Annotated in this window: 18 protein-coding genes; 10 read left to right on the top strand and 8 right to left on the bottom strand. The window is 40.6% G+C overall.

What is annotated here, in order from left to right; genetic code table 11:
• Positions 1 to 40 precede the first annotated feature (40 nt).
• On the bottom strand, positions 41 to 1,504 hold the full coding sequence (pdxR, locus tag AC1DYB_RS12935) for a MocR-like pyridoxine biosynthesis transcription factor PdxR (RefSeq protein WP_477435436.1): 1,464 nt from the start codon (positions 1,502 to 1,504) through the stop codon (positions 41 to 43).
• 78 nt (positions 1,505 to 1,582) lie between these two features.
• Here pdxR and AC1DYB_RS12940 point away from each other — a divergent pair, with 78 nt between their 5' ends.
• Together AC1DYB_RS12940 and AC1DYB_RS12945 are read left to right on the top strand one after the other, a co-directional pair.
• On the top strand, positions 1,583 to 2,224 hold the full coding sequence (locus AC1DYB_RS12940) for an FMN-dependent NADH-azoreductase (protein ID WP_477435438.1): 642 nt from the start codon (positions 1,583 to 1,585) through the stop codon (positions 2,222 to 2,224).
• 225 nt (positions 2,225 to 2,449) lie between these two features.
• On the top strand, positions 2,450 to 3,400 hold the full coding sequence (locus AC1DYB_RS12945) for a DMT family transporter (RefSeq protein ID WP_477435440.1): 951 nt from the start codon (positions 2,450 to 2,452) through the stop codon (positions 3,398 to 3,400).
• Positions 3,401 to 3,492: 92 nt separating this feature from the next.
• On the opposite strand, the gene AC1DYB_RS12950 is transcribed toward AC1DYB_RS12945, so the two are convergent.
• The 6 genes from AC1DYB_RS12950 to AC1DYB_RS12975 form a co-directional block, all read right to left on the bottom strand.
• Entirely contained in the window at positions 3,493 to 4,173 is a 681-nt protein-coding gene (locus AC1DYB_RS12950; protein WP_477435442.1) for a YoaK family protein, read from the bottom strand.
• Positions 4,174 to 4,177: 4 nt separating this feature from the next.
• Positions 4,178 to 4,651 carry a Dps family protein gene (locus AC1DYB_RS12955; protein ID WP_477394090.1) on the bottom strand — a complete coding sequence of 158 codons (474 nt, stop codon included), beginning with the start codon at positions 4,649 to 4,651 and terminating at the stop codon, positions 4,178 to 4,180.
• A 235-nt stretch (positions 4,652 to 4,886) separates the two neighbouring features.
• Positions 4,887 to 5,120 (bottom strand): DUF2630 family protein, encoded by a 234-nt coding sequence (locus tag AC1DYB_RS12960; protein ID WP_295721561.1) that lies wholly within the window; start codon positions 5,118 to 5,120, stop codon positions 4,887 to 4,889.
• A gap of 166 nt (positions 5,121 to 5,286) precedes the next feature.
• Positions 5,287 to 5,496 (bottom strand): hypothetical protein, encoded by a 210-nt coding sequence (locus AC1DYB_RS12965; protein WP_477435445.1) that lies wholly within the window; start codon positions 5,494 to 5,496, stop codon positions 5,287 to 5,289.
• A gap of 225 nt (positions 5,497 to 5,721) precedes the next feature.
• Positions 5,722 to 6,282, bottom strand: coding sequence for an elongation factor P (gene efp / locus AC1DYB_RS12970; protein WP_295721565.1), 561 nt, complete (start codon positions 6,280 to 6,282; stop codon positions 5,722 to 5,724).
• Positions 6,283 to 6,391: 109 nt separating this feature from the next.
• Positions 6,392 to 7,861, bottom strand: coding sequence for a ligand-binding sensor domain-containing protein (locus tag AC1DYB_RS12975; protein WP_477394096.1), 1,470 nt, complete (start codon positions 7,859 to 7,861; stop codon positions 6,392 to 6,394).
• Between the two features lie 554 nt (positions 7,862 to 8,415).
• Between AC1DYB_RS12975 and AC1DYB_RS12980 the strand changes: the two genes are divergently transcribed.
• The 6 genes from AC1DYB_RS12980 to AC1DYB_RS13005 all read left to right on the top strand — a co-directional run bounded on the left by AC1DYB_RS12980 (position 8,416) and on the right by AC1DYB_RS13005 (position 17,164).
• Positions 8,416 to 9,024, top strand: a complete 609-nt coding sequence (locus AC1DYB_RS12980; protein WP_477435447.1) for an RNA polymerase sigma factor — start codon at positions 8,416 to 8,418, stop codon at positions 9,022 to 9,024.
• A gap of 46 nt (positions 9,025 to 9,070) precedes the next feature.
• On the top strand, positions 9,071 to 10,015 hold the full coding sequence (locus AC1DYB_RS12985; RefSeq protein ID WP_477435449.1) for a FecR family protein: 945 nt from the start codon (positions 9,071 to 9,073) through the stop codon (positions 10,013 to 10,015).
• 109 nt (positions 10,016 to 10,124) lie between these two features.
• Positions 10,125 to 13,481, top strand: a complete 3,357-nt coding sequence (locus AC1DYB_RS12990) for a SusC/RagA family TonB-linked outer membrane protein (RefSeq protein ID WP_477435452.1) — start codon at positions 10,125 to 10,127, stop codon at positions 13,479 to 13,481.
• Between the two features lie 36 nt (positions 13,482 to 13,517).
• Entirely contained in the window at positions 13,518 to 15,032 is a 1,515-nt protein-coding gene (locus AC1DYB_RS12995) for a RagB/SusD family nutrient uptake outer membrane protein (protein ID WP_477435454.1), read from the top strand.
• A 56-nt stretch (positions 15,033 to 15,088) separates the two neighbouring features.
• Entirely contained in the window at positions 15,089 to 16,927 is a 1,839-nt protein-coding gene (locus tag AC1DYB_RS13000; protein ID WP_477435456.1) for an alkaline phosphatase, read from the top strand.
• Between the two features lie 54 nt (positions 16,928 to 16,981).
• Positions 16,982 to 17,164: a hypothetical protein gene (locus tag AC1DYB_RS13005; protein WP_477435458.1), complete on the top strand. Its 183-nt coding sequence runs from the start codon at positions 16,982 to 16,984 to the stop codon at positions 17,162 to 17,164.
• 24 nt (positions 17,165 to 17,188) lie between these two features.
• On the opposite strand, the gene AC1DYB_RS13010 is transcribed toward AC1DYB_RS13005, so the two are convergent.
• Positions 17,189 to 18,682: a TonB-dependent receptor gene (locus AC1DYB_RS13010; protein ID WP_477435461.1), complete on the bottom strand. Its 1,494-nt coding sequence runs from the start codon at positions 18,680 to 18,682 to the stop codon at positions 17,189 to 17,191.
• Positions 18,683 to 19,002: 320 nt separating this feature from the next.
• Here AC1DYB_RS13010 and AC1DYB_RS13015 point away from each other — a divergent pair, with 320 nt between their 5' ends.
• On the top strand, positions 19,003 to 21,546 hold the full coding sequence (locus AC1DYB_RS13015; protein WP_477435463.1) for a T9SS type B sorting domain-containing protein: 2,544 nt from the start codon (positions 19,003 to 19,005) through the stop codon (positions 21,544 to 21,546).
• On the top strand, positions 21,543 to 22,529 hold the full coding sequence (locus AC1DYB_RS13020) for a PorP/SprF family type IX secretion system membrane protein (protein ID WP_477435465.1): 987 nt from the start codon (positions 21,543 to 21,545) through the stop codon (positions 22,527 to 22,529). The genes AC1DYB_RS13015 and AC1DYB_RS13020 overlap by 4 nt, the downstream gene beginning before the upstream one ends.
• Positions 22,530 to 22,532: the final 3 nt, after the last annotated feature.

The raw sequence follows: 22,532 nt of genomic DNA on the forward strand, positions 1-22,532 counted from the left end.
TAAATATGCCAATTATGAGATAAAGGATGGCCCAGCGAACTTAATGCACTACCTTTTTCAGAATCCCGAGTGCTTCCACTATTTCATTTTCCTCAAGTGAAGCAAAGCCCATCCTCAGCGCATTGGTAACAAAGGATTCGTTCTTATAAAAATTCCCATTGTCGATATAAAGTCCTTTTTTTGATGCGTCTTCAGACATTTTGATCAGATCGATCTTTTTATCAAAAGTAGACCACACCGCAAGTCCTCCCTCCGGAATTCTGAATTCTATCTCGTCCTTAAAGTCGGACTTAAGGATCTCACAAAAAAGGTTCCTGCGCTGCTTGTAAATTTTTAATGACTTCCTAAAATGCCTTTCCATCTCACCATCGTCAAACATCACGGCAAATGCTTCTTCCAAAAGGGTGTCTCCCTGTCGGTCTATCAGCTCTCTTAATGAGGATGCGGCATCAATAAATGCTGATGGTCCTGCCATAAACCCAATGCGCAGGGCAGGGGCAAAAGTTTTCGAAATCGAACCAATATAAATTACATTTTGATTATGATCGATACTTGCCAAAGGCAGGTAGGGTTTGTTATCATAATGAAAATCAAAATCATAATCGTCTTCGATAATGGCAAAACGGTGTTCTTTAGCAAGATTTAATAGTTTTAACCTCCGCTCGGTACTCATGGTTACCGCCGTTGGAAAATGATGATGCGGTATCACATATACAGCCTTTATTTTCTTATGTTGTAAAATCTCTTCAAGATAATCAACATCCATTCCGTTGTGATCAATCGGAATCCGCAGAAGGTTTGCACCAGCATGTTTGAAAACATCATCTGCAGAAGTATAGTTTGAAATTCCAACGGCTATATTATCTGAAGGTTGGAGCAGCAGTTGCGCCGCTAAATAGATTCCCATCTGGCTGCCTTTTGTAATCAGTATATTTTCAGAAGAAACAATTAAGCCCCTGGTATTGGAAAGATACTTGCAAATAGCTACGCGAAGATGTTCTGACCCTTTGGAACTACCATATTTCAAAATGTTTTTCCCATGAAATCTTCTGGAAAGACTTCGATATTCGCGCATGAGCAGATCTACCGGCGCCAGGCGCACATCGGGAAAGCCATCATCAATAGCGAGCGTAGTTTTCTGTAAATTTTTGGTGGGTATGGCATTTGCAAAATTATTTGTCCATATAAAAGCCTCTTGAGCACTGTCGTTTTTGTTAGCTTCAGGTAGTATCCGTTTGGAACGTACCGGTAGTCTGGAAAGTACAAAGACGCCCTTGCGCTCAATAGATTCAGCCCAGCCCTGGCTAATCAATTCTTCATATGCCAGTTTTACGGTGTTTCTGTTAATGCCAATCAAATCTGCCAGTATACGGGAGCTTGGCAATATATCAGATGGCTGTAGCGTACCACTGGTGATTAATGATATAAAACTATTGCACACCTGGATGTATAGTGATACAGCTGCATTTCTATCAACTTGGATTAATGATTTGTAGGGTAACATCTGGGCTGTGGTTTTTATAGAAACTGGTATGCAAATATAATCCAGCATCGCTATACTTTTGTATATAAAATTATCGAAATGAAAAAAGTATTGGTCATTAATTCAAGCGCAAGAGCGCTTAGATCTCATAGCAGAAAACTCACCGAAGTATTTATAGATCACTGGAAAACTATCCATACCGATCCAATTATCAATTTTCGGGAATTGGGAAGTACCGATGTGCCCCACATTAACGAAAATTGGATTGCCGCAGCTTTCAAACCTGCCGCAGCAAGATCAGAAGAGGAAATAGAAGCTTTAAAAACAAGCGATACTTATATTTCCGAACTCCGGGAAGCTGATGTTATTGTTCTTGCTTCTCCTATGTACAACTGGTCAATTCCCAGTGCGCTTAAGGCCTATATTGATCAGGTTCTGAGGGTTAATGAAACCTGGAAGTTTAACCCAGCCAACATGCAGAACCCGTATATAGGTCTGCTTGAAAATAAAACATTATTTCTTTTACTTTCAAGAGGTGCCCAGGGATATGAAAAAGGAGAATATAACGAGCATATGAACTTCCAAAGCGCCTATTTAAAAACAGTATTTAATATTATAGGCATCAGCAATATTCATGTGATCGCTATTAACGGAGAATCATTTGCGCCGGAGGATTTTAAAAAGTCGATAGATACATCGCACCAAAATATCAAAGATTTGATTGAGATGGAATTGGTATAAGGCGGTGTATCTATTTTATGGCGCACATCGTGCTCAAAAATTGAACAAAGTTATCATCGTCACAGAAAAGCCCTTTTTTTGCTAACTCCTGCTTTCAATACAAATAAAGAGTTTTCTACAGATACCTTTGAATCGTCGGTCGTTTTTGGGGGCCGGCTGTATCAAATGAAACTTTTAGCAACAGAAAACTAAGTCTGTAATGTTAGGTGACATAAAAACACATCTATGAAAAACAATGCACTTAAAGGAAGCATTTTGGTTGCGCTGGGCGCGTCGAGCTATGGAATGCTGGCAACCTTTGTAAAAATGGCTTATCATGAAGGATTCAGCACAGCAGAAGTAACGCTTTCGCAGTTCGGTTTGGGATTTGCAGGGCTCTTTATTTTAACCTTGTTCCGTAAACGGGGGGCGGTGCCAGAAGCAAAAGCATCAGGCACTAAAAGTATATTTAAGTTAATAGTTGCGGGAACATCTATGGGGTTAACCAGCGTTTTCTACTATATGGCGGTTCAGTATGTACCGGTAAGTGTTGCAATTGTGTTGTTAATGCAAACGGTGTGGATGGGCGTTATCCTGGAGATGATTTTGCATAAAAAGGCACCTGGATTACGTAAGATAGCGTCAGTTTTTATTATTATAGCCGGAACAATACTGGCCACCAGTTTGCTTAAACAATCCGTTAGTATCAGCTGGGCTGGATTTGGCTGGGGAATAATGGCCGCCCTTTCCTACACAGCTACTATGTACTCATCAAACAACATCGAACTGCATTTTCCTCCGCTAAAAAGAAGCCTTTACATGATCCTCGGCGGATTGATCATTATTGCTTTTATTTTTCATTCATCTTTGAATCAGCAGTTTTCATATGCCATTTTTTTGCGCTGGGGTGTCCTGCTTTCATTGTTTGGAACAATCCTTCCGCCCTTGCTGTTTACCAGGGGAATGCCGCTAACAGGCATGGGGCTGGGAGCCATTATTGCAACTGTAGAAATACCGGTATCTGTATTAATGGCAAACATAATGTTAAAAGAACCTGTCAGCCTTCTACAATGGGTGGGTGTTATTCTTATCCTGTTTGCGGTAGTGTTGATGAATATCGGAAAAAAAGAAAAAAAGGAGGAGTTAGTGTTAGTTAACGCAAAAGAAAAATCTGAACTTTTTCTGGTCGATTTGTAATTGAATCGTGACGGCTATTATTCCCGATAACGCAAGAAGGCCTGCATTTAAACAGGCCTTCTTCATGATATTATTTTTCAGTATAATTTAAATTATACTGATTGCACAGCGGCGGTTTTATTGGTGATCCAATAGCAAATGATCATAGCTATGCCGGGTAAAATAATTACTCCTAAACCGAAGTTTTTGGCCATCAATGCGCCAAGGAGACAACCAATCAGGAAGCCCCCGATAGTGATGCTTTGTTTTTTGAGACTTTCCCAGGTTAAAATATCTTTAAACCCAGATGTAATGATGCTGCCCAGATCAAGTGATGCCTGGGTTACATTACCCGTCATCATGGTGGTAGGGCCGTATGTTTCTTTGGCAAATAGTTTACCAAATGCATTTTGCAGGCCCATTGCAAGTACAACCAGCATTACAACCGAATAGCCCACCCAATCCAGTCTAGGAACGTGGACGAAGGCAATTGCCGCCGCGCCACTTATTAATAATACTATCCCTTCCAGCAATAGGATCTTGTGCCTGTTTAATGCCCGGGATGCTATCTGGCCACCTATTATGACGGCTATGATAAATACAGGGAATGTTAAAAGCTTGATCCATACCTGCGAATCTGACCCTTTAATGATCTGGTAGGCAAAAACGATAAAGTTTCCGGTTACGTGGGCAGAGAATATGGAATCGGCTGCAACAAATGTAACGGTATCACAATAACCGGCCACTGCTGCGAGTAACAAGGTAACAAACCATATACTCTTTTGAGTCTCCATAAGGTTATCTTAAATGCGACCTCAGCATCCAGGCCATTTTTTCATGAGTTTCCATTAGGCCGGTTACATAATCGCTGGTTCCAAGGTCTTTTAGTTCATTGGCAAAGTAGTTGATGTTTTCACGCAGGTGGATGATCAAACTTTCATGGTCGGTTAAAAGCTCTGTAATAAAACCGGTGCCATCATTTTTTTCGTGCAAAGTTTCTGAAATATGAGTCAGCTCTAAAAAGAGTTTAAGCGTGGCCGGTGCGTAATGACCAAGCGATCTGATCCGTTCTGCAACACCATCCATAATTTCGTCCAGTTGCTCATACTGAGCTTCAAAAAACAGGTGTTTGCTATGGAAATCCGGACCTTCAACATTCCAATGTGCATTTCTTGTTTTTGTATACAGTAAGTACTCATCCGCCAGGATAACGTTTAAGGCATGCGCTACTTTAGCTAAATTGTCCTTAGATATTCCGATTTTTGGTTCCATTTTAATTTTAGTTTTATGTTGATTAATTAAAAAATTCAATAAGTAAATGATGGTATGATTTAACGTGCTGCCGATGCCGCGAAAAGGATGTTGTTGATGGCTTCATTCACGATATCTAAATTAGAGTTTAAAAAGCAAAACAGAAACACTCTAATAGTACCCCAAACACCGAATAATTATTAACAGGCAGGTTGGGCCTCATATTGGCATTTAGTGAAAAAGCAAATTGCGGCGCTTAACGCTTGTAATTTTTAATAGTTTCCGCATCCCTTATTTCCGCATCGTCAGGATTATCACCTGCATTGCGCAGTGCACGGCGCTGTCTCAAAAAATCCCAGCATTGTTCCAGGTCGAGCTGTATTTTGTGCAGTTGTTTGATGTCTTCGTCCGTCAGGTTTTCTTTCCCGTAAAGTTCTTCTTCGGTTACCGTTAGGTTTTTGATGTGGGATAAAACTTGGTTGTCTTCCATGATATGTTTTTTTATGATTAATTGATGTGGCTGAGATTTCAATAAAAGGGCCAATTAGTTAACCGACTGATATTTAGTTTTTTACTTGTGTATCGTTGCTTTAAGCCCTCACGATATATCATTGATTGGCGAAGGGTTTACTTTTAACGATGGTATTGATGATGTTTTACCTGTAAAATAGGTGCAGCAGATATATGGAATTGATATAAGCTGAAAGCAGCAGCCCGTGAACAGCAACCCATCCTGTTTTTAAAGATTGCTTATTGACAATATGGAGATCTCCGGTTGTTTCGTGAATTGACGAGTATAGGTCTTTGCTCAACGCAAAGCTTTTCAACGAAGCCGGAATTGCTGATATAGGTTTTTGTGTTTCCATCTTTTCTGAGTTTTAATTTGTTCTCTGAATTTGATGATGTAAAATTATCGCGCCTTTATAATAATCATAGCTATAAATCGTCCAATGGGCAAAAAGTGTCGTTAAAGCCCTGTTGAAATTTGGTTGACGGATCGATTAACCGTTGATAGTAACCTTTAAAGAAAGACTTCAATAAAAAAGCGGCTTATATTGCTATAAGCCGCTCGGTATATCGTTTATGTAAACTTATTTAACACGCTCAAGGTATTCACCTGTACGGGTATCTACTTTTACTTTATCTCCCTGATTCACAAAAAGTGGAACTTTTATTTCAACACCATTTTCTGTAGTAGCATATTTCATAGCGCCAGAAGAGGTGTCGCCTTTAACAGCCGGCTCGGCATAGGTAATTTCTAATTCAACATTGTTAGGTGCCTGGGCCATAATAGGTTCTTCACTTTCAAAAGAAACTATCACGTTCATTCCTTCTTTTAGGAATTTCACCGCCGGACCAAATAGTGCTTTAGGTATATTGAATTGATCATAGGTAACATTATCCATGATCACCATAAAATCGCCTTCTTCATACAGGTATTGGAAATCATTAGTTTCCACACGGCAAATTTCAACCTGCTCGTCAGTAGCTAAGCGGGCTTCCACAATTTTCCCGGTTTTAATGTTCCGAAATTTATCTAAATAGAAAGCTCCACCTTTACCTGGGGTCCGGTGCAGAACTTCCGTAACTGTTACCAGTTCGCCGTTGTAACGTAAAATGTTTCCTACTTTAATTTCAGATGCCTTTGCCATGGAAATATAATTATAAAAATTTGAGCCCAAAGATAGATGCTTTTTGGCTATTTATTGTTTTTAATTATTGGCAGAGTTCCATATCAACTTCAAAATTTAATTAAATTCTCTATTTCTTCCTGATTCTTAGCAGACCGTTGGCTGTGGTTGCATAAATAACGCCTTTTGAATCCTGTACCAATTGGTAAATTGTATGACCGGGTGCCGATGAATTGTTGTTGTGATAGTTTTCCCAGCCGGTATTTAAATCAAACCTTACCAGGCCAGACTGATCTGTACCTATCCACAAAACATGTTCAAACTTATCATACAGTAAATTTGTAACATGGTTTGATGGCATGCCCGAGTTTTTATCATTATAATGCAGCCAGGTGCCATCGGCTTTCAGTACAGCTATGCCTTCATTATCATCGTCGTCGGTCGTTTTATTATCATCGATAAGGGAGAAATAAAGATTACCCTTTTCATCTTCTGTTACACCAGAAATGCATGCGTTTTTCAACGGAGTATCTGATGTGTTAAATGTATTTGGCAAACGGTCATTCTCAATCATGATACTACCTTTTGAAGTACCTATCCATAAACGTTTCCGGCTATCAACATAGGCGTAATAAACATTGCTTGAGGGCAGCAGCGGTATGGTTTTTTTATTCAATACCACAACCTTATCTTTCCTTACCACTACCATACCATCTTTGGTGGTGAATAGAAGTTCGCCATTGCGGCTTTTTAAAATGTGGGTAACGTTTGATTTTATAAACTTTTTAAAATCATAAACCTGCCAGCCGGCGTCGGTATACTTGTATATCCCATTGGCAATATAAACCCATTTGTTGTCGTCTTTGTCTACCGTAACATCCTGCACGGCAGTTTCAGAGGTAAACGGCGAGTTATATTCACTAACCGGGTTAAAGGTTGTTCCATCAAAGCGGGTTAGCCCGTGGGCTGTGGCATACCACAAAACATCAGTGGCATCAATCGCGCAAGATTGACCTATGTTATCCGGCAGTGGCGAATTATACTTTGTCCACGTTGTAAATTCATAGTTTTTTAAAGATGGATTATCGTAAACAGTACTTTTATTATAAATCACCGGGTCGCCGGGGGGCTTTAACTGGGCAAGGTCCATTCTTAGCATCTGGCTGGATATTCTGCCATTAGCTATCCGGAAAATCACATTCACCGATGCAGAAACACGTTGGCCGTTTTCGATAGCTGGTTTCCATATACTACCATTCAGCGCCCTGATCAAATCAGCAGTTAAGGGGCTGTTGGTAACATCAGTATGGCTCAATACGCAGCTAAAACCCGAAGGCTCAACCAAAACCTGGAACGTGATTGAACCGGCGGCATCCTTAAACTGGTATTTGCGGTTTATTCTATCGCATAGTTGATTAAGTGTAAACTGCGAACAGGTTGCTCTCGGGCTGCCGCAATCCATACAATAGTTTTCGGCACTGCATAAATCTATTTTTTCCAGAAAAAGATTTTGTGCGGAAAGCGCCGCAGGTAAAAAGAAAATAAAAAGGCATATAAGCGATAGCTTATATGTTTTGGATGTGAATAACAATGCTAACATTACGTTTATAAAGTAAAGAAAGCAAACTCAAAACACCAAACTTATAATAGTTAAAAATGGTTAAAGTATTAGGCTGTGCCGCAACGCTTATAAAGTAACCCGGCAGAAAACAGATTGATAGTACAGAAGTGTTAAAAAATTATATTGTTTTTTGATATTGATTTTGCATTTTAGCCTTAAGCTTTTCACATATAAAAACCTTTAAAAAGCAATAAACTTTTTAGCATTTTTTAAATATGTTGTATTTGTAAGTTATTGATTTGCTATTGTTTATATATGTATATTGATGCTTCGGATAAGGAGTTTTGTGAAATATATAATCTTGATTGAACAGTTGCAGCCGATTCATTTATTTTTAATAATTTGCCCGGCAATTATAGCCTTATAAAATAAACCAGTACAGAAAATGAACCTGAAATGAATTGTATCATTTTTGTTAACCTGTGCGGTTTGTTTATAAAAAAAAGTTTTTTTCATATTTTCTGAAGCATTAATACCTACTTAAATTTACCTTAACATCTATACCGTTACTTTGGCCCTATAAAATAAGTTTTGTGAAGCAATACCCCGATGATCAGCTTTTATTGGAATTACAAAGTGGCGATCACCGCGCATTCAAAGAAATTTATGAACGTTATGCCGATAAATTAATAGCTTTTGCCCTCAAAAAAATTCAAAACGAGGATGAGGCTATGGATATGGTACAGGAACTATTTCTTTCTGTTTGGAAGAACCGCTATACCATACAGGTTAATGGAGCATTGGAAGCCTACCTAATGGTTTCTATTAATTACATGACTTATAAATGGTATAAAAAGCAGAGCTTGCAGCCACAATCTTTAAATGATATTATTGAATTACCCGGGATAGCTGAAGATAGCACGGCTCAAAAACTATCCTTTGCCGAACTGAGTTTTTTAATAAACCGTGAAATTGCCGATATGCCCGAAAAGATGAGGCAGGTTTATTTGTGCAGTCGGGAGCGGGACATGAACGGGCAGCAAATAGCAACAGAGTTAGGTATTTCTCATCAAACGGTCCGCAACCAGATCAGCAGTGCATTGGGGCGGCTTAAAAAAATAGTACATCATTATTATAACGTTATTCCTCTCGATAACTTCCGCGAATTTTTGCTCCTGATATTTTTTTTTAATTTCTTATAGTACACATTGCCTTTACCTGTCACTTGATAAGTATAAAGGCTTTTAAGTGAAAGAAAAGGAAATAAAACAACTACTTGATAAATTTAATGCAGGCAAATGCTCGGCTGAAGAATTAGCGTTACTACAAACGCTGATGCAGGAGTTTAACCAGGATACACAAATAGAGTCACCTGTAACTGAGTTAAAACAATCCCTTTGGAATAAAATAGAAAGACAAACCATTGCCAAAGGCACAGTTAAAAAATTAAACACTACCTGGTTAAAAGTTGCGGCAGTTGTATTGATCGCTCTTTTCGCAGGTATTTTCGGTTCCAGGATATTTATTAACCACAAAGCCAATGATGTTATAGCGTACCAGGTTATTACCGCACCCAAAGGGCAAATGAAACAGGTTTTATTGCCCGATAATACCCTTGTTCAATTAAACGCAGGTAGCTCCATCAGGTGCCCGGTTAAATTCAGCGAAACCAGGAGAGATGTAACACTACTAAATGGCGAGGCTTTTTTTGAAGTAAAACATGATGCCTTAAAACCTTTCCTGGTACATACAGGCAAAGTTATTACCCAGGTTTTGGGTACTTCATTCAATATTGAATTTTACAGCGAACTACCCGATATAAAGGTATTTGTTAAAAGTGGTAAAGTTGAGGTGCATGATCAGCAGCATACTTTTGGTATGTACACCTCACAGCAACAGGTAACCTATAATAAACAAAATCAAAGCTTTTCAAGACAATTAATTACCGGCGATCATTCGCTTAGCTGGATGCATGACGAACTTATTTTAGATAATGTGGAATTTAAAGAGGTAGTTGTTTACCTGCAAAACAGGTACAATGTGAATTTTAAATACACCGGCAAAAAGCTAAGCAAGCAACATTATTCGGTAAGGTTTTCAAATAAATTAAGTATAAACCAGGTGCTGGATATACTGCAGCTAATTGATGGCAGAAAATACAGGCTGCGGGGCGATATAGTAAATATAAAATAATATATAAAAGAGAAACCAATGCCTGCTACTAACAAGCACTGGCTAATTAAGTGTAACTGCCAAAATTAAAAGCAAGTCGGCCGTTACTAATCACTTTAAAAACAAATGTATGGAAAAAACTTTAACCCGGATTTCAAGAAAGTTAATGACCGCAATTTTATTGCTCTTAACAATTTTCACTTCATTGCTGCCAGGGCAAGCCCTGGCCGAGCGTAAAGCATCCCTGGTTGATCAGCCGGTAACCGTAAAGTTTGCCGATGAAACAATGGATGCTTCACTTGAAAAATTAAAAAAGGCATTAGCCACCGTTGCCTTTAATTACAAATTAGATGATGTAACCTTAGTAAAAGTAAAGGCGGGCACATTTATCAATAAGCCATTAAAAGAGGTACTTAATGCTTTAATAGCCAACACCCAATTGGAGTACAGGGAAAAGTACGCTACCATTATTATATCACGTAAAAAAGTTGTGCGTGCGCCGGATAAGATTGTAATAACCGGTACTGTATCTGATAAAGATGGCCCCCTTGCAGGTGTAGCCATCCGCAGCAAAAATTCACCGGTTTTTACTTCAACTGATATAAATGGTAATTTTAAATTATCGGTTGAGCACAACGAGGTACTGGTGTTTTCTTTTATTGGTTACAAAAGCCAGGAAATTGTTGCCGATCATTCCCCGCTTAATGTAACATTAACTGCCGATGTAACAGGCTTAAACGCGGTAGTGGTTGTAGGTTACGGAACTCAAAAAAAATCAGATGTAACCGGTTCTGTAGGTTCACTAAAAGTATCAAACGTTAAAGATCGTTCTGTTGGCTCGGTAACTGAAATGCTGCAGGGGCAAATTGCAGGTGTTACAGTCATCAACGAAAGCGGCGATCCCACCGCGACGCCAAGCATACGATTACGCGGACAAAGCTCTTTCAACAGTGAAGGGCCTTTAACCGTAGTTGATGGTACCGTTTATAATGGCGGGCCAATTGATCCTAATGATATTGAGTCGATTGATGTGTTGAAAGATTCATATGCGGCCATTTACGGTGCAAGGGCAGCGGGTGGTGTGGTATTAATTACTACAAAGCGCGGCAAACAAGGTAAAACCAACCTGGATGTTTCTGTTAAAGGAGGTACGCAAAATTCACTAAAAATATTGCAGGCTTTAAATGCGGCGGAGTATGCAGATGCTATCAATACGGCATATGATAATGCCGGTAAAACCCGCCTCCCGGCTTTTGACGCTACGGTTAATCCAGATTCGCGCGTAACAAGAACTAACTGGCCTGTGGCTCTTTTCAGAACAGGTTATGTACAGGATTACAGCCTGAACGTAAGCGGAGGAAATGAAAAATCAACATTTTACGTATCAGGTAGTTATCGTAAAAATGATGCTATCCTTTTAAATACAAATTCGGTTCGTTACAACTTCAGGGTTAATTCTGATCATCAGATAAAAGACTGGTTAAAAATGGGCGAAAGCATGACTTACTCTTACAGTAATGGCCAGGGAGCTAATACGTCAAGCGCTTATACAGGTGCAATTTTAACAGCTATATTTTATCCGCCCAACGCCTCAATTTATAATGCCGACGGAAGTTTTGGTGGCGTACCGGTTGCCTATGCCGGTTCATACGGCGATGTTATAAATCCTGTAGCTTATTTAAAACGTTTGGATAACAGCACGGCCATAAACAGCTTTACCATCAACCCGTATGTTGAAGTAAGCTTATTTAAAGGGTTAAAATTCCGCTCAAACCTGGGTATTACCAAAAATCTGGGAACTGTTAAAAATTTTAGTACAAGGGTTTTAGAGCCGGGGAAAAAGTTTTTTGATAACTTCCTGTACCAGGAAAGTTATACGGCAACTACCCTCCTTGCCGAGCAAACCTTAACTTATGACAGGACGTTTGGTACAAATCACCACATTTCGGCTTTGGCAGGGTATACGTACCAGGATGATAAGTTCAGCAATTTTGGCGTAAACACTGATAATTACTTAAGTGAGGATGACGCTTATCGTTATCTTATTAACGGAACGTTGAGTCCCTCAGGCACTCCATTGATTGGCAACCTAACCGAGTCGGCGCTTATTTCTTACTTAGGTAGGATAGGTTATGATTATAAAGGGAAATATTTTGTTAATGGAATTCTCCGCCGGGATGCTACATCAAAATTAAGCAGAAAATACCGCTCAGAAACTTACCCTGGAATTTCCGCGGGATGGATAGTTAGTAAAGAATCATTTTTTCCAGTTGATGGATTATTGTCATTTGCCAAATTAAGGGCAAGTTATGGTCAATCAGGTAATCTCGCCGGTTTGCCCGATTTTCCAACATCCGTATCGTTAACCAAAACGTCGGGTTACCTGAGCAGCCCTGCTGCAATTGCTTCCGGTTACGGCATTGATGGTTTAGCCAACCCAAATTTAAAATGGGAAATAGCTACGCAAACAGATATTGGGTTTGATTTAGGTTTGATGAATGATAAGTTGAGCATCACAGGAGATGTGTTTGTAAAAAACAATACGAGATTTTTATTTGCGCCACCGGTAGCAGCCGTATATGGTGTATCAAATCCACCATTTTTAAACGGTGGAAAAATTCAGAATAAAGGGGTTGAGTTAGGTCTTAAATACCAAAACAGCGCCGGGCTGTTCCATTATAACTTAGCGCTAAACGGTTCATACATTAAAAACACCATTATTGATATATTACCTGGCGTACAAACAATACCCGGCAATCCAACAGTGCGAGATAACCTTGTGCCTATTCTTTTACAGAAAGGTTCGCCATTATATTCCTTTTACGGATATCGCACTGCAGGTTTGTTTCAAAGCCAGGATGAGGTTAATAACTATAAAGCAGCCGATGGTACACTTATTCAGCCTAACGCTAAACCAGGCGACATCAAATTTGTGGATTTGAACAACGATGGTAAGCTTAATGTAAACGATAAAACCATACTTGGTACCCCGTTCCCTAAATTTACATATGGGTTTACTGCTAACCTTAACTATGGTCCGTTTGATATGAGCATATTTTTACAAGGTATTTTAGGCAACAAAATTTTTAATGCCGTTAAATACACCGGTTTAAATGCATCTATCCAAAACTATAACCTCCTGGCCGATGCTAAGAACGCCTGGAGCCCAGCACATACCAACACCAATATACCAAGACTTTCTGCAAGCGATAATAACGGAAACTTTGGTAATGTATCTGATTTTTACGTAGAAAATGGCTCTTATATGCGTATCAAAAACGTAACCCTTGGTTATACTTTGCCAAAAGCATTCATCACCAAAATTGGAATACGCAGCGCAAGAATTTTTGCCAATGCGCAAAACCTGGCCACGTTTACCAAATACACAGGTCTTGATCCAGAAGTTGGCATCAATCAAAACGGTGTCGATTTAGGTCTTTATCCGCAATCAAGAATCATTTTAGTAGGTGTTAACGTAGGCTTATAAGTAGTAATTCAATCAGAATTTAAGGAGATAATTGAGATGAAATTTAAAAATATAATTAAAAATAGCTTGCTGGGTATAATGGTCATTATGCTTGCGCAAAGTTGTAAAAAAGGTACTTTAGATAATATTAAACCTACCGGTACGCCAACCAGTACCAATTTTTGGAAAACTGCTAATGATGCACAGCAGGCAGCAAACGGTTTATATGAAAAACAAAGTAACAGCGAGGATCTTTACGGCAGGGGTTTCTTCTGGTTTATAAACGCCAGCGATGATATGGTAGTTGGCCGTACATCTGCCGATAGGGAAAATATTAAAAACTTTGTTTGTACCGGGAATGAAAATAGTATTTATGCTCCATGGTCATTACACTTTGTAGTAATGAAAAGGGCTAATGATGTTATTGCAAATGTGCCTGCCATTACCATGGATCAGGCCGCCAAAAACTTTATTTTAGGCCAGGCTTACTTTGTACACGCCTTAATGCACCTGGAAATTGCCGATTTATATGGTACTGATAAGCAAGGTGCACCGGTTCAAAACCGTGCGAATCCAATTGCATTCCCGGCGCAACTGGCATCAGTTAAGGATAATTACGCTTATATCGCGGCTGATTTAAAAAAGGCAGCTTCATTATTGCCTTATTTTGATAAGCTTGCCACATCAGATTATGGCCGGGCCCATAAAACTGCTGCCTGGGCATATCTTGCCAAAACATACCTGCATGCAAAGGATTATCCCAATGCCGAAAAATATGCCGATTCGGTTATTTTAAGTGGCAAACATGCCCTGTTAGCCAACTATGCCGATGTATTTAAAATAGCTAATAACTATAGTTCAGAATATATATGGTCTGTAGCCAGTAATTTAAACGGACAGAGCATTTTACCGGGAGCCATGCTTGAAAATAAAGGCTGGGGTTTATACAATGGCTTTGGTTATTATCAGCCGACTAAAGAACTGGTTGATGAATTTGAAACCGGCGATAAAAGGTTGCCAGCAACTATCCTTCAAAATGGCGATAGTTTTCAATATTTCGGTCAAACATATACTTACCCTATTGGCGGCAAAAGCAATAGCTTAACCGGTTACCAGTTTAACAAATACATGGAACCTTTTAGCTATGCAGGTGGTATACATGTAAGCCCTAATGGAGATGAGCCATCAACAGATTTGAATGTACCTTTATTACGCTACGCCGAGATTTTACTGATCAAAGCCGAAGCACAAATTATGCAGGGTAAAAATGCCGATGCCGCCATAAACCAGGTACGCACCAGGGCAGGTTTAAAGCCCATATCGGGCGCAACATTGGCAAATTTGAAACATGAACGCCGTGTTGAATTAGCCGGTGAGTGGAGCGATCGTAATTTTGACCTTGTACGCTGGGGCGATGCGCAGGCAACTTACGCAAAACCCTTACACGGTGCCAATGGATCGGTGGTGTGGAAAGCGCGAAACTTTGACCCGTCAAGGGATAATGTATGGCCAATTCCGCCTAAAGATATCCAGATAAGCCAGGGCCAGCTGAAACAAAATGCAGGTTGGTAATTTGAATTGAAATCCTAAAACCGGGCATCGCCCGGTTTTTTATATTTAAAACCGAAATGAAAAACAGTACTACAATCCTCACACTTACAGTATTATTATTGCTGAATATCAGCATGGGGGCCGACGCTCAAATTAAAGCATATACCGTAGCAGACGCGCACTCCCATAACGATTACAAAAATAATATCCCTTTTTACAGGGCTTATGAAAAAGGCTTTGGCTCGATAGAAGCAGATGTTTACGCGGTTAACGGGCAGTTGATGGTAGCGCATGATAAAAAGGATATCAGTGCTAACCGCTCTTTAAAGATCTTATATATCAATCCCTTAATTGAAAAACTTAACCGCGACGCGCAAAGGCATTTAAGGTTACTTATCGAAATAAAAGAAGACTACAAAGCCGTATTGCCCCTGGTAATCAAAGAGCTTAAACCGCTCGAAAAGTATTTTTCATATGACGGGCACCCTGGGCGGCTCTCAATTGTGATGACGGGCGCTGTGCCGCCTGCCGCATCAATGCCCGGCTATCCGGCCTGGATTTCATTTGATGTTGACCATTTAGACGGGTTTACACCCGATGAGTGGAAAAAAATAGGATTGGTAAGTTTTCCTATGAGCAAGTATGTGCACTGGAACGGTAAAGGCGTATTAAATCCAGAGGAGATCAGCAGGGTAAAGGGTGGAATTGACAGCGTACACCGTGCAGGTAAAATGGTGCGTTTTTATGAAACGCCCGATACTAAAAGCAGCTGGCTGGCTATGATGCGTTTAGGCGTTGATGTTATTGGGGCCGATAAGATTGAAGAGCTTGGCGATTTTTTAAATAAAAAAGAACGATCTGAATATACTGCTCCTAAACCCTATGCCATATATCACCCTACCTATAAATCAGATGGGGCAGTAAAAAAAGTTAAAAATATCATCTTATGTATAGGTGATGGCATGGGTCTGTCGCAAATATATGCTACCTACACCGCCAACCGGGGGCAATTGAATATATTCCAGATGTTAAACGTTGGTTTTTCCATTACCTATTCGGCCGATGCTTATATAACAGATTCTGCAGCTGGCGCAACTGCTTTTGCTTCTGGCCAAAAAACAAACGATAGGGCAATTGGCGTTGATCCATCCGGCAAGCCATTAAAATCACTGGCAGATTATAGCGCAGAAGCTGGTAAAAAAACGGCAGATATAGTGGTTTGTGAGTTAACAGATGCAACTCCTGCTGCCTTTTATGCGCATGAGTATGAAAGGAGCAATGCCACTGTTATTGCAAATCAAATAGTTTCATCGCCGGTTGATATTTTTTTAGGTTCGGCCTATAAAGATTTTACTCAGCAGGTAAATGGCGAAACCCCGATAGATAAAATGAAACAAAGGGGCTATACCATCATCCGTAATTTTGATGATTTTTTAGCCACGCCCTCAACAAAGATTCTCGCTTTGATGGATGATAGTGTAACCAAGCCTAAAATGGCGGGCAGAGGTAACTATCTGCCACTGGCATTTAATAAAGTAACTCAAACCTTTAAAAACGCGCCCAATGGTTTTTTTATGATGATAGAAGGATCGCAAATTGACCATGGCGGCCACAACAATAACCTGGAGCAGGTAATTACCGAAAATAGTGATTTTGACCGTGTAGTTGGCGATGCCCTGCGTTTTGCCGATGAGGATGGCGAAACACTGGTTATTGTTACCGCCGATCATGAAACAGGCGGCTTAACACTATTGGATGGCAGCATTAAAAATGGATACGTTTGGGGCGATTTTAGTACTAACGATCATACAGGCACGCCTGTACCTATATTTACCTATGGCCCGCATTCGCTTGATTTTAGGGGAGCTTTTAATAATACTGAGATCTTTAATAAAATTAAATCGCTATTAAAGTAAAATATCCTGAGGTAGGATTGGTCGAAATAAAAGAGGATAACCGTCATATTATTCATGAATGGTTATCCTCTTATTATTTATTTCCCCGTTCTTTTAAAAAAATCTTTAAAACGCATGGGCGATGCCGACGGTCATAACTGCGAGGTGTTCATTGATAAACTGTTTAATAGTAACGGTACTATTAAACAAGTTATGCCTGCATATGCAGGCATAAAAGCTATTAAGTTAAATAAGTAAATCGATCAAATATTGGAGCTGAATTTAAATGCTACCTAAGGCAATTTCGGGGTCATTATTGTTGGTCGTAACATCTTCCTTAATAATTTCGGGCTCTGATGCATAACCAAATAAACGCTTGTCCTTTATCATGGCAGCTACCTCTGGCGGAACAAATTCTTCCCAGCCGGTTGCACCTTGTTTTATGAGTTGTAATATTTTATCAGTTTCTGCATGCAGGTTGTTCTCATTGTAATGCCTGATATCTTCTATTTTATTATTGGCAATCAGGTAACGGTACAAGTCGATTAAATGTGGTGGCGGCGAAAATTTCAGGCAATTCCAAATCACCCCATTGCGTAAAGTAGGATAAATAAACAGTTTTACTTTGCGACTGAACAATGTAGCGAACGACTCCAAAATACCACCCGGAAGATCCTGGTAATGCTCTTCCGCAAAAATGTACTCCAGGTTTGGATAACCCAAAACCACACCCAGCTTTAATTTAGTGATCTTTGACAGGTAAGCCACCAGTTTATAATACTCATGGAAATTAGAGATCAACACCGTTTGCCCAAGTGAACAAAGAATATCTACACGGTCGAGGAAATCTTTTTCATCAATTTCGGCAGTTAAATCGGCGTTTCTTTCTTTTAATGACTGCAACGTTAGTTCGGTAATTACCATAACGTTTGTCTTATCAACATCGGGCTCTTGCATAAATTGCTTAACACCCGTGTTAAGCATATCTAAATGGACGTTAATAATAGGGCGGAAACGTCCGCGTATTACCACAATATGCTTTTTATATAAAACGTCAGAAGGTTGCTGGTTTTTACCGTTGGGACCAAATACAGCCGCATCAGAGAAACCATATTTTACCAGGTGTAAACTCATCAGGCGGTTATCTACCTTGGTAAAGTCGGGCCCTTCAAAACGGATCATATCAATCTGAATCCTATCCCGGGATAGGTTATCCATTAATGAAAGTAAAAATACCGGGGGAATATCGTTATAGTAAAAACAGGCATACATGAGGTTTACGCCTAAAATTCCTACTGCCTGCTGCTGCAGGTTATTGTCGTTATCTAATAATTTTACGTGCAGTACTACATCATTAAATGGTCCGTTTGGCTCCAGTTGAAAACGTACACCCATCCAGCCATGCCCATCATTTGTTTTGTTGTAGTTAAGTGCCGAAACCGTATCTGAAAAAGCAAAAAAGGTTGTCGAATCTCCGCGCTGCTCGGCCAGGCGTTCAATTAACAGGCCATACTCATGGTCAAGCATGGAGATCAGGCGCGATTCACTTACATAACGGCGCACCTGTTGTACCCCGTAAATAGCATCAGAAAAGGTCATATCATAAGCCGACATGGTTTTGGCAATAGTGCCTGATGATGCACCGGCTTTGAAAAAATTGGCAGCCACATCCTGACCGGCGCCTATTTCTGCAAATGAGCCATAAATTTTAGGGTCAAGGTTAATGGCGAGCGCTTTTTGTTTTGTCCCTATATCTTTATTATGAATACTATTCATGCACGTTTTACTTGTTAATTAATACCACCAAAATCGGGAAGTGATAAGATGGTATAAAATTACGGTTTTTTAGGTAATAGGTAAGTAAATATTAGGAAAAAGGCAAGGAAACAGGCCGTATTTTTTGATTTAGATAGCAGCGTTTGCTTCAGGCTTGATGAATTGTTAACAAATGTGGGAATATAGAAAGTAGATTTGAAAGGGAAATAAGGGCATGTCATTAAGGACAGTAAAACCTTTTTTTGCTTGTAACGAGCATTCCTAAATTTTTACCGTCATTTCGCCTGCTTTTTATAACTTACGGCTTTATAAAAATGTGCATGCTGAAAAGCGTACCCCTCACCAGCTATAAGCCTTTTCATTATTATGGATTACCTGTAATGAGTAGTTTCTTTACAGTGATTACAGTTTTGCTTGGTTTTTTATTATTACCCACTGGCTTGCTGGCCGAGGGTAGTAAAGAGCTCAATTCAAACGGGGGCAGCCGGGCTTACCTGTTTTCGAGCAATACAACAAACAATGCTTCTTTTCCTTTTCCAACTTTGGGTACCATGAAGGTATATGTAAAGGTTGGCGAAAGTATTTATGCAGGTTCAAGTACACAGGGTATTAATTCAGGTTCCATCAATCTTAGGGCGCCGGATGGTGCAACATATACCAGTGAGGCAGCAGGAAACAATGGTCTTATCCAAAATCGAGCCCAGGAAGTGGCCGGGCCGCTGCCCAACGCGGGGGGCTATACACCGTTTATTAAAACAGCATTGGCAGGGCAGGAGGGAATCTGGGAAATTGACTTTATCGCCGAAAACCCTGGTTTTGATCTCGCCGGTAACCCGCCCACTATACCCGCCAGTGCCAATTGGACGCAGCCTACTGCCGAGTACATAACCGCTTTTGATGTATCGGTACGTAACGCTGCTAACACCGGCTTTATAAGCGGTCGGGTTTATACCCAGGTTTTTTCGGGCATATTGGGTACATTCAATGTAGGGTTCAATGGCATATTTCATGTGCTTACCAAGGATGGCTACCAATACGTACTTAACAATAACGGGCAGGCGGGTAACGGTTTTACCTTTTTTGTAAACAATAAAGGCTTTAGGAATGCCGGCGGTTTGGCATCCTACAAAAGTATCAATGGCCTAAGTTCCAGCATTAACGTGCAGGACCCGCGGGCGGCAGATACGGAAACAGATATAACCCAGAAAATATTTTTTAACACCCCGGCAGCTGATATGCCGGCTTCGGCCAATACCCCGGCAGCGGGCACAACCTGGCTTTTACGTACTGCGGCTGTGCCGGCAATTAGTAATGTAACTTTTACCGGGGCCGAAGGGACAATAGGCAAAGCCGGTACCAACCCTTTAGGGGCCGATTTTAATTTTAACATCACCGGCAATGGCACCTATACAATTGCTGTTGATGTTAACCGTAATGGCCTGTATACTGATGCTATCGACCGGAAACTAACCGGCCAGGCTAATACAGGCACTAACCGGGTACATTGGGATGGTTTGGATGGATTGGGCAATAAGGTAACAGGTAATGGCGCAACAACTTATAATGCTAACATAACTATTGCTACCACGGCCGGGGAAGTGCATTTTCCGTTTTTTGATGTGGAGCGAAATGTGAACGGGCTGCTGCTTACCCGTACCAACGGCACTTTTGCACCCGATGATTCGCTTTATTGGGACGATACGCCTATAACGGTTGTGGGTACGTCATCAAATCCTATTAAAAACCTTACCGGCTTAAGCAGCGCCATAAACGGCCATAAATGGGGTAGCACTACCAGTAATCCCCTTAATGATGCCGATTTTGGCAATAACAAATGCATTGATACCTGGAGTTATATCAAAAGTAACCCGGTGAATACTTCGGTTAGTTTTGTGATGCAGGAGGCCGATCTTTCTGTTGAAAATATTACCGCCGTAGCCGCTTGCTCGGGCCAGCCGGTTACATACAAGGTAATCGTAAAAAATAACGGGCCATCTGATGTTAGCGCCGCGCAGTTCAGCTTCAATTTTCCTGCTGATATTAGTGGGCTATCAGTTACCAGCGTGGCGACTACTGGTAGTTCTGCAACATCGGGTGGTGTAATCACATCAAACGCGTATCATGCCAGCGTGAATTTGGCAAATGGGGCAGTACGTACATTTACCATCACCGGCAAAGTGGCGTTAATGGCAAGCGGTGATCTTACCGTTTCGGCGGCAATTTTACGCCCGGCAGATGTAACCGATCCTGACGCTACCAATCCCGATGCCTCGCCGCCTGCCGATGCGGCTATGGAGTGCGATGCATCGCCATCTGGTACAGGGTGTAACAACATTAAAACTAATACGGTGAATATTGTTGTTGGCCCTGATGCCGGTCCCGATCAAACCATATTTCAATACGCCCAGGCTACAATGGCCGCAACAGGAACAGGTAGCTGGACACAGGCCGGTAGTGATGCACTTGTTGCCAGTATTACCAACCCGGCAAACGCCACCAGTACCATAACAGGCTTAAATAAATTAGGCTTGTACCATTTTATTTATACCAATGCCAGCGGCTGCGCCGATACGGTGGTACTAAAGGTTATCTCCTCAGATCTGGATATACCTAACATCATCACCCCAAATAACGATGGCAAAAACGATGTTTTTAAAATTGGGGGCCTTGAAAGTTATCCCGGTTCACAATTGCTCATCTTTAACCGCTGGGGTAATGAAGTTTACCGGGCCGATAATTATAAGAACGACTGGAACGGAAGCGGCCTGGCACAAGCAACCTATTATTATATCCTGAACAGAAAAGAACATACTGGCGAAATTACCCCTCTTAAAGGCTGGGTATTTTTAAAACTTACTAAATGATGCGCTGCTGTAAATTATATATGCTGATAGCCGGTTTGGTTTTACTCACGGTAAAATTGCAGGCCCAGCAAAGTATACAGTTTAGCCAGTATGTATTTAATGGTTTGGCGGTAAACCCGGCCTATGCAGGGTATAAAGAAGATTGGACGGTTAATTTAAGCAGCCGCATACAATGGGTGGGTATTAATGATGCGCCCAAAACGGGTACAGTATCGGTTGATGGTTTAACAAACAGTACTAATCAAAATATAGGATTAGGGCTGATAGCAACTTTTGACAGGTTGGGCCCCGAAAGCACATCATCGGTATATTTAAATTATGCCTACAGGTTACGGCTTGATGAAGACGACACCAAACGATTAAGCTTTGGTATTGGCTTTGGCGCCATACAATACCGTTTAGATGGCACTAAATTTAATGCAGCCGACGAAGGTGATGCCAATGTACCCGCAGGTATTCAAAGTAACATAACGCCCGATTTTCGGTTCGGCATATACTATTATTCGCCAAAGGTTTATTTTGGTGCATCGGTGTTTAATTTATTATCGGGACTGGGCAATGCGGTTGATCATTTACAGCAGTATAAACAAGCGCGTACAGTTTATTTAACCGGCGGCACCATGATTCCGCTGAACGAATTTATCGATCTTAAACCCTCAATCATGGTCAAGGAGGATTTTAAAGGCCCTACCAATCTTGATGTAAGCAATTACGTAGTAATGAACAAAGCGGTATGGCTGGGTGCATCCTACCGTACCGGGGTTAACTTATGGAATAAAAGCAACCTGCAAAGTGGACTTAATAAAACCGACGCAGTGGCTGCTATAGCGCAGTTTTATGTAAATGATCATTTCAGGGTAGGTTATTCTTATGATTTTACTACGAGTAAACTGGCCGGTTCGCAAAGCGGGTCGCATGAGTTGTCGCTGAGTATCAGCTTTCCGGGTAAGAGTCAAAGGGTTGTTAGTCCACGATATTTTTAAGCA

The sequence above is a fragment of the Mucilaginibacter sp. P2_A4 genome (assembly GCF_056405015.1).